The organism is Pelagibacterium flavum (assembly GCF_025854335.1).
GTDB lineage: Bacteria > Pseudomonadota > Alphaproteobacteria > Rhizobiales > Devosiaceae > Pelagibacterium > Pelagibacterium flavum.
Genome location: NZ_CP107716.1, coordinates 3709213 through 3721068, shown reverse-complemented (window position 1 = coordinate 3721068; position 11856 = coordinate 3709213). Strand labels below are relative to the sequence as shown.

Here is an 11856-nt window from a genome sequence, read left to right as displayed (position 1 = left end):
CGACGGTACGCCGCCTGAACTTATGGACGTAGACGGACGCCTAGAAGCAACCTTCGGGATAGGTGATCTGGTTGAATATCCCGATGTTAATGGTGATTCCCGCATCGGAAAAGTCACTGATGTAAGCTCGATGGGCGAGAAAGCTATGGCTATTGTCAAAGATATCCATACCCGTGCACAACACATCATCTCCATTCCGATCTCGGATCGAGAACAAGCGGCGATTTCAAAGTACGGTGACATCATTTTCGGCGATCCCGAAAAACGCAGCCAGCAAAACAATTCTGATCCGATCGCTGTATACGATCGCATGCTGCAGATATACTCAAGTTATGATCGCGAGGCGCTTCTTCGCCAGATACCAGGCCATCCTCGTTCGGCGGAATATCGTAGACTTTCTCTAGAAGACCTTCGAACACGGGTCGCACGGGAGGTCACGTACTGGATGGTTTCGCGAAAGCCCTAACGGTCTAGGAGCGCCATGACAAAACGAACACCCGCAACGTTCCTCACCGCCCAAGCCCCCATCTACGAAACCGCCCTCGCCGAACTCCGCGCCGGCCAGAAACGCAACCATTGGATGTGGTTCTGCCCGCGCGCATAGCGCTTGGGCGTTCGGCGCTCAAATCGCTCCACCGCTTCGATTGTGTACCGCGATTTCCCTCCCCCTCGCTTCCCCGGCGAACGCCGGGGTCCATGTGCCTTTCCGCTCGCACCGGAGGGTCGGCAAGGCTGCTGGGTCCCGGATCGAGTCCGGGACAGCGATGGGGGAGGCTCACACTCTCGGCTCCATCACCAAACATCCCCCACCCCCATCGTCATCCTCGGGCTTGACCCGGGGATCCGCTGCATCTGGCAGCCGGCGAAGGGGTTGAGAAGCCGGGAGACGCGAGGGGTCGCCACTTCTGCGCTGCATAACAGCGGCGTTGCAGATCCCCGGGTCAAGCCCGAGGATGACGCGCGATGAGATGCCGGAGCGCACGCCGCACCTGCCCAGTCCGCGCGCCTGCAGGCGCTGGACCTGTTCTTTGGCGGCAGGGACGCCCCCCGAAGCCCTCAAGCGCATCTAACCGGGCAGGGCGCCGCCCCACCCGCCGATGGCATCCGCACAAGAGGGGAGCCCTCACGCCCCCGATTGCTCCGCCATCCCTTCCACGGTATCCATGGCGCCCTTATCGTCCCCCAGCGTTCTGACCACCGAAAACGATCCGTCGGTTTCCAGCACCACGGCCTCGACATCGCCCAGCGATCCCGCCCCGCTCGCCCGCATGGCCGCCAGAATTTCCTCGCGCGTCACCCGCTCGCGCTTGAGGTGCCGGTCCAGATACCGCCCCTTGAAATACAACAGGCTCGGCTCGGCCTTGACGAACCCCTGCACGGCGTCCGAGCGCACCGACAAAAACGTCACCCCATATTGCAGCGCGCATAAAAGGACGAACGCCAATAGCCCTTCGGAAAGCGACACGTCCTGGCTGAGCAGCGCCGAAGACAGGGTCGACCCCAGCGCCACGGTGATCACCAGGTCAAACGCGTTCATTTTCGAAAGCGTGCGCTTGCCCGTGGCCCGCAGGATCACCACCAGCCCCACATAGGACAGCACCCCGATCACCACCAGCCGCACCAGATCGTCCCATCCATCAAAAAACATCACCGCCTCCTTGTGCCTGTCCCCCGCCAATGCCGCCCTTGCCATAGCGTTCCCCACCACCCTCGCTGCCCCGGCGAACGCCGGGACCCATGAGCCTTGCCCCACGCTCCAGAGCATCGGCGATGCCGCTGGGTCCCGGATCGGGTCCGGGACAGTTAAGCACGGTGGCCCCGCTCTCGTCTCGATCGCCACCGCCAACCATACCCCCGTCGTCATCCTCGGGCTTGACCCGGGGATCTGCAACGCCGCGGTTGGGCACCGCAGAAGTGATACGTGTGGCCTCTCACCGTTCCCAACCCCTTCACCGGCTGCCCAATGCAGCGGATCCCCGGGTCAAGCCCGAGGATGACGCGGGGAGGAGTGTGGGATTTTGGAGAACATGCCACCCCTCCCTTGTCATTCCGGGGGTGAGAAGCGGTTCGGCCTTGGCCGAAGCCAAAGCTCCGGTGGAGCTTTGGCAGCGCATGAACGCCTTGAGGCCTATGGCCGAAGGCCCCCCGGAATCCATCATGATGAGCGTCCACACGCCCCAGCCGCAAAGAAACTTATCCCCGCACCCACAACCTCCCCCATACTCCCTCTCACGAACCCGCGCATATGGACGCAAGCGCAACGAACGTTTGGGCGGGGTCGGTCCGGGTTCCTTGCGGGTCGCCGCAGGGAAGGCCCAAACGTCACAAGCGCCGGACGGCGTGAACCGGCCGCCTGATCTCGATTTCGAGGCTGGCGCGATTTTGCTAACGCCGTCGTACCGGGGAAACCCGGAGGGGATTGACCCTAGCCTTCTGAAGGGCGACTAAGCCAAAAACCCCGGATGCGTGGGGCGATGATCGCTTCATATAAAAACTAAATCATGCGGAGCGTTCATCGCCCCATGCCGTCTACTTCGATCCGTCCTTCGGCCAATCGTGCCGGTGGCACGATTGGAGGTGAGAAGGCCATGAGAGCTAAGCTCGAATGGCGATCATAGCCCGAGGTCATTGACCGTCGGAGGTTTTGGCGTGCGCAGCGGCACAAAACCCTGCTAGGACACCACAAACCCCAAAATCTTTGGATCGCTGCAATGGCCGACATCTCCCCGCTCCGCAACGCCGCCGCAAGCGCCAGGGACCGCGCCCGTCGCGCCATCGACATCGCCATGGGTCTGGAGCCCGCCGTCCGGCGCTCGGTCTTCACCCAGTTCGACGCCGACCGGATCATGGCCGAGGCCGGGGCCCTCGACGGTGACACCGAGCGCCAAAAGGGCCCGCTGGCAGCCATTCTGGTCTCGATCAAGGATCTGTTCGACGAAAAGGGCCAGGTGACCTCGGTCGGCTCGGCCATTCTTGCCGATGCCCCACCGGCCAGCGCCGATGCAACCGCGGTCGATCGCCTGCGGGCCGCCGGGGCCGTCGGGTGCGGCCGCACCACAATGAGTGAATTTGCCTTTTCCGGCGTCGGCCTCAACCCCCATTTCGGCGACCCCGGCAACATTTTCGACCCCGCCCGGATATCGGGCGGGTCGACCTCGGGCGGCGCTTTGTCGGTCGCCCTGGGCATCGCCGATATCGCGCTGGGCACCGACACCGGCGGCTCGGTCCGCATTCCCGCGGCGCTCAATGGGCTGTGTGGCTTCAAGCCCACCCAGTCCGCCGTCCCGCTCGATGGCGCGTTTCCGCTGTCCCAGAGCTGCGACAGCATCGGCCCGCTGGCCCACACGATAAGCCAGTGCAGCGCCGTCCACGCCGTCCTTTCCGCCACGACGCCACCGCCGCAACAGCATGAAACCCTGCGCATCGGCATCGCCACCGGCATCCTGACCGAAGGGCTCGATGCCCAGGTCGCCGCCGATTTTCAGCGCGCCATCGCCACTCTGGCCGCCAATGGCTTTGCGCTGACCGACATCGACCTGCCCATGCTCGATGGGTTCGGCAACAGCAACCGCGTCATCGTCGCCTCCGAAGCCTATCGCATCCACGCCAGCCATCTCGACCGCATGGAAACCGCGGGAGACCCCAACGTTTTGCGCCGCATCCGCGCCGCACAGGGTTTTACGCCACAGGACGAGGCGGACGCCCGCGCCCAACGCGCATCCGCCATCGCCGCTTTCTCCGCTCAGGCGGAAGACTTCGATGTTCTGATTGCCCCCACCGTGCCCACGGTCGCGCCGCTGATTGCCGATGTAAAAGCCGATTTCGACCGCCTCAACGGCTTGATGCTCCGTAACCCCTCGGCGGTCAATTTCCTCGATGGCTGCGCGGCCACCGTGCCGATGCACGCCAGCCAGCCCCTCGCCACCGGCCTGATGATCTTCGCCCCCGGCGGGCACGACTGGACGGTTCTGCGCATCGCCGAAAAAATCGAAGCCCTGCTCGCCCCGCTCAGCGCGACCAGCCCAGCCGCCGGGCAATATTGATCGCGCTTTGCCGCACCAGGTCCTTAAGGTCGGGATCGGTCTGGTTGACCTTCTGATCGGGCACCACAATGGAAATCGTCGCCCGGCAGGTCCCCGCATTATCGAGGATCGGGGCCGCGATACAGGCAATCGAATAGGCCGATTCCCCCGCCTGTATGGAAAGCCCCGCATCGAGCGCCTGGCGCGAACTTGCCGTCAGAATCTCGATATCGGTCTCCGCCCGGCCCGTGGGCGATGGGCAACTGGCATGCGAAAAGATCGCGCGCCGCTCATCCTCGGGCAGATGCCCCACCAGCAACCGTCCCGACGCCGACCAGTTGAGCGGCGTGCGGCTGCCCACTTGCGAGGCGACCTGAAAATGGTCCGGCCCGTCGACCATCCCCAGCACCACCATGAAATCGCCATCCCGCCCGCAAATCTGCACCGTCTCCCCCGAGGCCAGCGCAAGGTCGCTCATCTCGTGGTTGGCGACGGTCAGAAGATCGACGTGGCGCGCATAGGTCAGCCCGTAATGATACAGCCGATGCCCGAACCACAACGTTCCGTCCTCGAACCGGTCCAGCATGTCTTTTTCGACAAGATCCTCGACCAGCGTATAGACCGTCGAAAGCGGCGCCCCCACGGCGCGGGCGATTTCATAGGCCGTCGCCGGCGCATCATTGCTCTGGAGAAAATCGAGCACCTGCAGAATGCGATCGAGCGCACTCGTCCGCGTGCGCTTGGCCTTCACAGCGTCCTTGGACGTTTCCAATGTGCTCATTTCGCCGATCCTCCCGTGAGTGCCGCGCCGGGTTCAGTTTGCATTATTCTCCCCGGCGCGCAAATACAGCGTCCTCAATCGGGCCAGTTGAGAATGGCCCTTTCCTGCGCCAGCATGCGCAGCCGCAAATCGGAAACGATTGGCGTATTGGATTTGCGCGCCGCATCGAGTTCCTCGGTCAGCCGTTCGGCGACGACGATCTCCTCGTCAGGGTGCAGGTTGCAGGGATCGAGATAGAAATAATTGTGCTCGACCTCATGGTCGCGCACGATCACCGGCCTGTCCCCTTGCGCCATCCGATCGGCAAGATCCCATGCCGAAATGTTGGCGCCCTCGGGATCAACCAGCACCTTGAGCCGGTCGAGCGGGTTGTCGGTTGGGTCAGGGTCGATGATGGCGGTGATGCCATCCCGCCCTTCCAGCGTTGATTGCCAGAGATCGAGAGCCCTTTGCTCGCGGGCCCTGATCCCGGCGTGGTCGCGCCTCTCCCAGGCTTCAAGAGCCGCAATAACTCCCGCCACGCCTTCCTTGCCCACCTTCATGCCGCGCCCGACGCCCCGGTTCTGCAGATAACATGCGGCAACGAAATCCTTAGTGCCCGCAACAATGCCCGACGTCGGCCCGCCCAGAAACTTGTGCCCGGAATAAAGCACCAGATCGGCGCCTGCCTTCAAGAATTTTTCCAGATCATATTCGGACGCCGCGTCCACGATCACTGGCACACCTTTTTCATGCGCGACCTCGCAGAACGTTTCGAGCGGGATCTGCCCGTAATCGACAACGTGGTGCGAAATCACATAAACCGCCGCCGCAGTCTTGTCGGTTATGGCTCCGGCCAATTGGTAAGCATATGCGCTGGTCGCCTGACCCACCGGCACCACCCTTGCGCCGGAAAGCCGGATGCCCTGTTCCACCGGCGCGCCATAGGAGACCATGTGCCCGGTCTGGATGACGATTTCGTCCTTGAGCCCGCTCGCATCGGGCAGCCTCTCGATGGCGGCCAGATCCTTGCCCGTCATCGCCGCGGCGCAGGCCAGCGTGATGGCCGCAGAACAGGATGCGGTCACGCACCCCGCCTCTGCCCCGGTCAGCCGTGCAATGGTGCGCGAGGCGATGCGCTGCAGGTCGGACATTTCGGTCCACTGCGACAGGACCGCAGCCACGGTCTCGACTGCATGCGGCACGACGATTGAAGCGCCAAGCGAAGTCATGGTTCCCGAACAATTGATGACGGGGCGCAGGCCAAGCGTTTTGCGAATATCGGTATCGGTCATTGAACTGTACTCAGATGTCTATGGCCACGATGGCTTCGATTTCCACCGTGATCGCATTGGGGAGCGAGGAAAAGCCGACGGCCGAACGGGCATGAATGCCTTTCTCGGCAAATACGGCATTGAACAGGTCCGAACAGCCATTGATGACCTGCGGATGCTCGATAAAGTCAGCGGTGGCATTGACCATGCCCAGCACCTTGACGATGCGGCGCACCCGGCCCAGATCGCCCAGCGCCTCCTCCATCACGGCAATCAGATTGAGTCCGGTCAGTTTGGCGTGTTCATAGGCCTCCTCGGTGGAGACGGCATCGCCCACTTTGCCCGAATGGCGCCGGCCATCGGGATAGGTCGGCCCCTGGCCCGAGAGATAGAGCATATTGCCTTCAATCACATGGGTGACGAAGTTGGCGATCGGCGGCGCGGCCGGGGGCAAGGTCAGCCCCAAAGCGGTCAGCCGGTCGTAGGGGCTTTGATCCGCGCGCTTTTTCGCCTCGGAGACAGTCATAGGAAACTCCAGTTAGAGTGCGATCAGGACCCGGAGGGCCGCGAAGCGAAAAGTTGCGGACTTTTCCGGTTCGATCGCACGACAAAACAAGGACCTGGAACCCTAGCCCAATTCAACTGGGCTGGGGTTCTAGGACGCCTGCGCCAACTCTTCGTGGCGGATGCAGGCAACGTGGTGATCGCCGCCCAGATGGTCGGTAGGCGGGATGATTTCGGCACACGCCGCGACGGCATGCGGGCAGCGGGTGCGAAACACGCATCCCGATGGTGGGTTGATAGGGCTGGGGATGTCGCCGGCCAGCGGTACATGTTCGCGGCGGCGCGTCGGATCGGGGACCGGCGCCGTGGCCAGCAGAGCCTTCGTATAGGGATGGCGCGGATTGGCATAGACCGTCCGCGACGGGCCCCGTTCCATGACACGCCCCAGATACATCACCACCACCTCGTCACAGAGATATTCAACGACCGAGAGGTCATGGGCGATGAACAGCAGCGTCAGGCCCAGCCGTTTCTGCAGATCGCTGAGCAAGTTGAGCACCTGCGCCTGCACCGAGACGTCGAGCGCCGAAACCGGTTCGTCGGCGACCACGAATTCAGGCTCGACCGCAAGCGCCCGGGCGATCCCGATGCGCTGGCGCTGGCCGCCGGAAAATTCATGCGGGAACCGTCTGGCGTGCTCGGGGGCAAGTCCCACAAGCGTCAGAAGCTCTGCAACCCGCTCCTTGCGTTTTGCGCCCTTGGGGTAATTGCAGGCGTCGAGCGCCTCCCCAAGGATCGCCTCGATCCGCATGCGCGGGTTGAGCGAGGAGAACGGGTCCTGAAAAATGATCTGCATGCGCTGGCGATAGGCTCGCATGTCGCGCTCGGACAGCGCAAAGATATCGACGCCGTCAAACACCGCCTTGCCGCCGGTGGGCTCGATCAGCCGCAACAGGGTGCGTCCGGCCGTGGTCTTGCCGGATCCCGATTCGCCCACCAGCCCCACGGTCGTGCCGCGCTTGATCGAAAAGCTCACATCCTCGACAGCATGAACGGTCCTGCCGCCACGTCCCGAAAAACGTTTGACCAGTCCCTCTATGGCCAGCAGCGGAGCCGTTTCCATTGCGACGCTCATATTTCGGCACTCCTCAGGCAGCGCGACAGTCGACCGGAACCGGCGCTTTCGAGCTGGGGCGGGATGGTGGTGCAGGCAGAAATCGCGTAGCGGCATCTTGGCTCGAACGCGCAACCTGGCGGCAGGGCCGTAATGGGCGGCACCGAGCCGGGAATGGAATAAAGCGCCTTGCGCTCCCCATCGGCGGCCAGATCGCGCTCCGCATTGGGCGTACAGGCCAGAAGTCCCTCGGTATAGGGATGCTTCTGCTTTTGAAACAGTTCGATGACCGGCGCCTGCTCCACAACGCGTCCGGCATACATCACCACCACCTCATGGGCGATTTCGGCAACCACGCCGAGATTGTGGGTAATGAACAGGATCGACATGCCGAACTGGGTCTGCAGCCGGCGCAACAGATCGAGAATCTGCGCCTGGATGGTGACGTCGAGCGCCGTTGTGGGCTCGTCGGCGATCAGCAGCGATGGGTTGCAGGCCAGCGCCATGGCGATCATCACCCGCTGGCGCATGCCGCCCGACATCTGGTGCGGATAATCGTCAAGCCGGTTGGCCGCGTCGGGGATTTCCACGTGCCCGAGCATCTCAAGCGCCCGCTTGCGGGTATCTTCGCGCCTGATATTTTCATGCAGCGCGATCATTTCCCCGATCTGGTCACCCACCGTATAAAGCGGATTGAGACTGGTCATCGGCTCCTGAAAGATCATGGCGATCTCCCGGCCGCGCAGCTTGCGAAAACTGCGCGGCGACGTCTTGGCAAGGTCGTGGACAGTGCCCTTGGAGTCCCGGAACAGCACGTCCCCGCTTTCGATTTCGCCGGGGCGGGACAAAAGGCCCATGATCGAAAGTGAGGTCACCGATTTCCCCGACCCCGACTCGCCCACAACAGCAAGCGTCTGGCCGCGCTTGAGATCGAACGTCACCCCGTCAACGGCCTTGGCCGTCAGCCGTTTGGTCGTAAACCACGTGCGCAGATCGCGCACCGAAAGGATCGTATCGGGGGCAAGCTCTCTCATAGCGCCCACCCGCAATGGGGGCAGTTGGCCAGTTGCGCACCCGGCGCCGGCTGGTAGCGATGCGCAGCGATGGCTCGCGCACCGAGAACGGCGTGGCGCGGCTCGAAAATCTCGTGCAGCGTCGATGTGATGCCCTTGGAATCCTTGACTTCGATATCGCTTTTTTCGAGATCAAAAATCGTAAATTCCGCCGGCTTTCCCTTGGCGAGCAGGTCGGTGTGATCGCGCCGTATCGCCTTGCGCGGGGCAATGGTTGCCGCGTGGATAACCTGCTCAAACCCCATGCCCAGCGAGAGCAATTTGGACATGGTGGTGCCCATGTCCCAAACCGCGCCATCCATGGAGCGATTGTGCAGATCGGTCGAGATGGTCTGGGGCAGCATGTTCTTTTCGAGCGCTGCCTTGGCCACCTCGAACGAAAATGACGCCCCGCCATGCCCGACGTCGAGCACCACACCACGCGCCGCCGCATCCTCGACGAGAGCGTAAAGATCTTCGTCTTCGAGGATCGAGCCACCCACCTTGCCGTTGAAACAATGGGTGACGATGTCGCCCTCGGTCAGCAGCGAAAGAATATCATCGTAAAGCGGGGGCGGCTCGCCCACATGCACCATGATCGGCAGCTTGAGCACCCGGCCGAGCTTTTTGGCCAGCTTGACCGGCACCAGATCCCAGCCACCGGAAATCACCGCGCTGGCCCGGACTTTGAGCCCGACGATCACGTCGCGATTGGCTTCGACAGTGGCGGCGATCCGGTCGATATCGATCGATCGCATGTCCTGAAGCTCGGTCACCCGGTTGCAGGCGACCAGACCGATCGAGCCGATGTTTAAGAACGCATAGACATTTTCCAGCGCCGGCTCGATCATCAGCTCGCGCAGACCATGGAAATTGGCCTCGCCCGCCGAGCCGGCATCGACCATCGTGGTCACTCCATGCCGCGCGCCGCACTGTTCGGGCCTGAGCGAAATATCGGTACCACCATACCAGATATGGGTGTGGATATCGGTCCAGCCGGCCGAAAGAAAACTGCCACCAACATCGAGGATTTCCGCGTCATCGGGCACGGCGATGGCGGTTCCGGTCTCGATGATCTTCCCGTCCTTGCCGACAAGGATATCGATGGCCGACGACTTAACGCCGGCAAAACCGACGGGCTTTGCGTTGCGGATCAGAAGCGGCTTTTCGGCGGGGGGAAACTGATTGCCGATCATTTAGATGTCCTTTGCAAGACGGGGGTCGAGGAGGTCGCGCAGGCCGTCGCCCAAAAGCTGGAGCGCCAGAACGGTGATGACGATGGCGAGGCCCGGATAAAACAGCAGCCAGCTTGCCGAATTCATGAATTGCCGGCCAGCCGAAATCATCGTGCCCCAGGTCGGGATATCGGGCGAAATGCCCACTCCGAGAAACGACAATCCTGCTTCGGCCAGAATGGCTTGCGCGAAAATGAAGGTGCCCTGTACCAGAAGCGGCGAGGTGACATTGCGCAAGACGTGTCGCACGAGAATAACCGGGGTCGGCACCGCCAGCGCGCGGGCCGCCTCCACATAGGGCAATTCCCGGATCACCAGCGTCGAGGCGCGCACCACCCGCGCCATGCGCGGCGCATAAACGATCCCCAGGGCCAGAACCACGTTGAACGCCGAAGCGCCCAGCGCCGCAACCAGCGCAATGGCCAAAAGGATATCGGGAAACGCCATCATGGCATCGATCACCCGCGAGACCGGCGCGTCGGCTTTACGAAAAAATCCGGCCACGAGCCCGAGCACGATGCCGATCAGCGAGGCGACGATAACCACCGAAAAGGCCACCGAAAGCGAAGTCTGCCCGGCATAGAGTACCCGTGTAAGAATATCGCGACCCAGATCGTCGGTTCCCAGCCAGAACTGATTGTTGGGCGCGGTCAGACGGTTGACGATCGAAAGCTGGCTTGGGCTGTGGGGCGTAAGCAGCGGCGCAAGGATCGCGGCCAGCACCACCAGCACGATGACGACCAGCCCGGCGGCAGCGGTGGGTCTCGCCAGAAGGCGGATCAAGAGGTTGGGTGATTTGCCCTGTGCGGACGAAGCGAGCGCGGCCATCAGTACCTCACACGCGGATCGACGAGCAGATAGAGCATGTCGATGACGAAATTGACCAGAACATAGAGCCCGGCAACGATCAGCAGCGCCCCCTGGATAACCGGATAGTCGCGCCGCAACACCGCCGAAACGATCAGGTTGCCGACGCCGGGTAGCGCGAACACCGTCTCTGTGACGATGGCGCCTGAAATCAGCAGCGCCGCCGTCAGCCCGACAACAGTGAGAATTGGGATCAGAGCATTCTTGAGCGCATGGCGGACGACGACGCGCCACTCGCTCATGCCCTTGGAACGCGCCGTGCGCACATAATCATCGTTGAGAACGTCGAGCATTGAGGCGCGGGTAAAGCGCATGATGAGCGCCGACGAGACGATCCCCAGCGTCGTGGCGGGCAGAACCAGATGATAGAGCCGCTCGCCAAGTGGCGAATAGGGCCCGCCATAGCCCGAGGTCGGAAACCAACCAAGGCTCACTGCGAAGGTCTGGATGAAGATCAGCCCCAGCCAGAAACTGGGAACCGAAGCCGCGAACATGGCCAGCGAGGTCATGGCCTGATCGAACCACGACCCGCGCCAATAGGCCGAAGCGACACCGATCGGCAGCGCGATCACCGTGGCAATGGCGAGCGAGAAGATGGTGAGGAAAAAGGTCGGCTCGGCCCGCATCCATAGCGCGGTTGTCACCGGCTGGCCAAGAAAGATCGACTGGCCGAGATCGCCGCGGAAAATGCCTCCGACATAGGAGATGAACTGCTCGAGGATCGTGCCATCGAGGCCCAGCCGTTGACGCAGTGCCTCGACATCGGCCGCAGTGGCATCGGGGCCGAGCATGACCGCAGCCGGATCGCCCGGAGTCACCCGGACAATGATAAAGACAATCGTCACGACGATGGCCATCACCGTGAGCATGCCGATCAATCTGTTAAGCGCAGCGCCAAGCATGGAACGACTTTCAAAAAAGGACGCGAAGGGAAGGATGGCCATGCCGGAAAGGACTGGCAATGGACTGCTGGCCCTCCCTCCCTTCGATATCTCCCCGGGCGCCGCCATTGTCCGGAGGACAGGAAA

At 62.5% G+C, this 11856-nt stretch carries 12 protein-coding genes; 3 read left to right on the top strand and 9 right to left on the bottom strand.

The features are described 5' to 3' along the window. The first annotated feature begins 22 nt into the window (after window positions 1–22). Window positions 23–466, top strand: a complete 444-nt coding sequence (locus OF122_RS18610; RefSeq protein ID WP_264225665.1) for a hypothetical protein — start codon at window positions 23–25, stop codon at window positions 464–466. A gap of 15 nt (window positions 467–481) precedes the next feature. After that, window positions 482–604 carry a DUF1810 domain-containing protein gene (locus OF122_RS18605; protein ID WP_264225664.1) on the top strand — a complete coding sequence of 41 codons (123 nt, stop codon included), beginning with the start codon at window positions 482–484 and terminating at the stop codon, window positions 602–604. A gap of 519 nt (window positions 605–1123) precedes the next feature. On the opposite strand, the gene OF122_RS18600 is transcribed toward OF122_RS18605, so the two are convergent. Continuing rightward, on the bottom strand, window positions 1124–1648 hold the full coding sequence (locus OF122_RS18600; protein WP_264225663.1) for a DUF421 domain-containing protein: 525 nt from the start codon (window positions 1646–1648) through the stop codon (window positions 1124–1126). Between the two features lie 1063 nt (window positions 1649–2711). On the opposite strand from OF122_RS18600, the gene OF122_RS18595 reads away from it, so the two are divergent. Further along, window positions 2712–4043, top strand: a complete 1332-nt coding sequence (locus OF122_RS18595; RefSeq protein ID WP_264225662.1) for an amidase family protein — start codon at window positions 2712–2714, stop codon at window positions 4041–4043. Here the strand turns inward: OF122_RS18595 and OF122_RS18590 are convergent. From OF122_RS18590 to OF122_RS18555, 8 genes are all read right to left on the bottom strand, one after another. Next, the gene (locus tag OF122_RS18590) at window positions 4009–4803 is read right to left on the bottom strand and encodes an IclR family transcriptional regulator (protein ID WP_264225661.1); all 795 of its coding nucleotides are present in this window, start codon (window positions 4801–4803) and stop codon (window positions 4009–4011) included. The genes OF122_RS18595 and OF122_RS18590 overlap by 35 nt on opposite strands. Before the next feature lie 74 nt (window positions 4804–4877). Further along, on the bottom strand, window positions 4878–6077 hold the full coding sequence (locus OF122_RS18585) for an aminotransferase class V-fold PLP-dependent enzyme (RefSeq protein ID WP_264225660.1): 1200 nt from the start codon (window positions 6075–6077) through the stop codon (window positions 4878–4880). A 10-nt stretch (window positions 6078–6087) separates the two neighbouring features. Then, complete coding sequence (locus OF122_RS18580; protein ID WP_264225659.1) at window positions 6088–6582, bottom strand: RidA family protein; 495 nt, start codon at window positions 6580–6582, stop codon at window positions 6088–6090. 129 nt (window positions 6583–6711) lie between these two features. Then, window positions 6712–7695 (bottom strand): ABC transporter ATP-binding protein, encoded by a 984-nt coding sequence (locus OF122_RS18575; protein WP_264225658.1) that lies wholly within the window; start codon window positions 7693–7695, stop codon window positions 6712–6714. After that, the gene (locus OF122_RS18570; RefSeq protein ID WP_264225657.1) at window positions 7692–8708 is read right to left on the bottom strand and encodes an ABC transporter ATP-binding protein; all 1017 of its coding nucleotides are present in this window, start codon (window positions 8706–8708) and stop codon (window positions 7692–7694) included. Before OF122_RS18570 ends, OF122_RS18575 begins: the two co-directional genes overlap by 4 nt. Beyond that, entirely contained in the window at window positions 8705–9922 is a 1218-nt protein-coding gene (locus OF122_RS18565; protein WP_264225656.1) for an amidohydrolase/deacetylase family metallohydrolase, read from the bottom strand. Before OF122_RS18565 ends, OF122_RS18570 begins: the two co-directional genes overlap by 4 nt. Further along, entirely contained in the window at window positions 9923–10789 is an 867-nt protein-coding gene (locus tag OF122_RS18560; protein WP_264225655.1) for an ABC transporter permease, read from the bottom strand. Beyond that, window positions 10789–11730 (bottom strand): ABC transporter permease, encoded by a 942-nt coding sequence (locus OF122_RS18555; protein ID WP_264227708.1) that lies wholly within the window; start codon window positions 11728–11730, stop codon window positions 10789–10791. The genes OF122_RS18560 and OF122_RS18555 overlap by 1 nt, the downstream gene beginning before the upstream one ends. Window positions 11731–11856 lie beyond the last annotated feature (126 nt).

Bases quoted from the DNA above. Each gene is read 5' to 3' on its own strand.
- OF122_RS18610 (WP_264225665.1), top strand. From the start codon at position 23: ATGGACGTAGACGGACGCCTAGAAGCAACCTTCGGGATAGGTGATCTG.
- OF122_RS18605 (WP_264225664.1), top strand. From the start codon at position 482: ATGACAAAACGAACACCCGCAACGTTCCTCACCGCCCAAGCCCCCATC.
- OF122_RS18600 (WP_264225663.1), bottom strand. From the start codon at position 1,648: ATGTTTTTTGATGGATGGGACGATCTGGTGCGGCTGGTGGTGATCGGG.
- OF122_RS18595 (WP_264225662.1), top strand. From the start codon at position 2,712: ATGGCCGACATCTCCCCGCTCCGCAACGCCGCCGCAAGCGCCAGGGAC.
- OF122_RS18590 (WP_264225661.1), bottom strand. From the start codon at position 4,803: ATGAGCACATTGGAAACGTCCAAGGACGCTGTGAAGGCCAAGCGCACG.
- OF122_RS18585 (WP_264225660.1), bottom strand. From the start codon at position 6,077: ATGACCGATACCGATATTCGCAAAACGCTTGGCCTGCGCCCCGTCATC.
- OF122_RS18580 (WP_264225659.1), bottom strand. From the start codon at position 6,582: ATGACTGTCTCCGAGGCGAAAAAGCGCGCGGATCAAAGCCCCTACGAC.
- OF122_RS18575 (WP_264225658.1), bottom strand. From the start codon at position 7,695: ATGAGCGTCGCAATGGAAACGGCTCCGCTGCTGGCCATAGAGGGACTG.
- OF122_RS18570 (WP_264225657.1), bottom strand. From the start codon at position 8,708: ATGAGAGAGCTTGCCCCCGATACGATCCTTTCGGTGCGCGATCTGCGC.
- OF122_RS18565 (WP_264225656.1), bottom strand. From the start codon at position 9,922: ATGATCGGCAATCAGTTTCCCCCCGCCGAAAAGCCGCTTCTGATCCGC.
- OF122_RS18560 (WP_264225655.1), bottom strand. From the start codon at position 10,789: ATGGCCGCGCTCGCTTCGTCCGCACAGGGCAAATCACCCAACCTCTTG.
- OF122_RS18555 (WP_264227708.1), bottom strand. From the start codon at position 11,730: ATGCTTGGCGCTGCGCTTAACAGATTGATCGGCATGCTCACGGTGATG.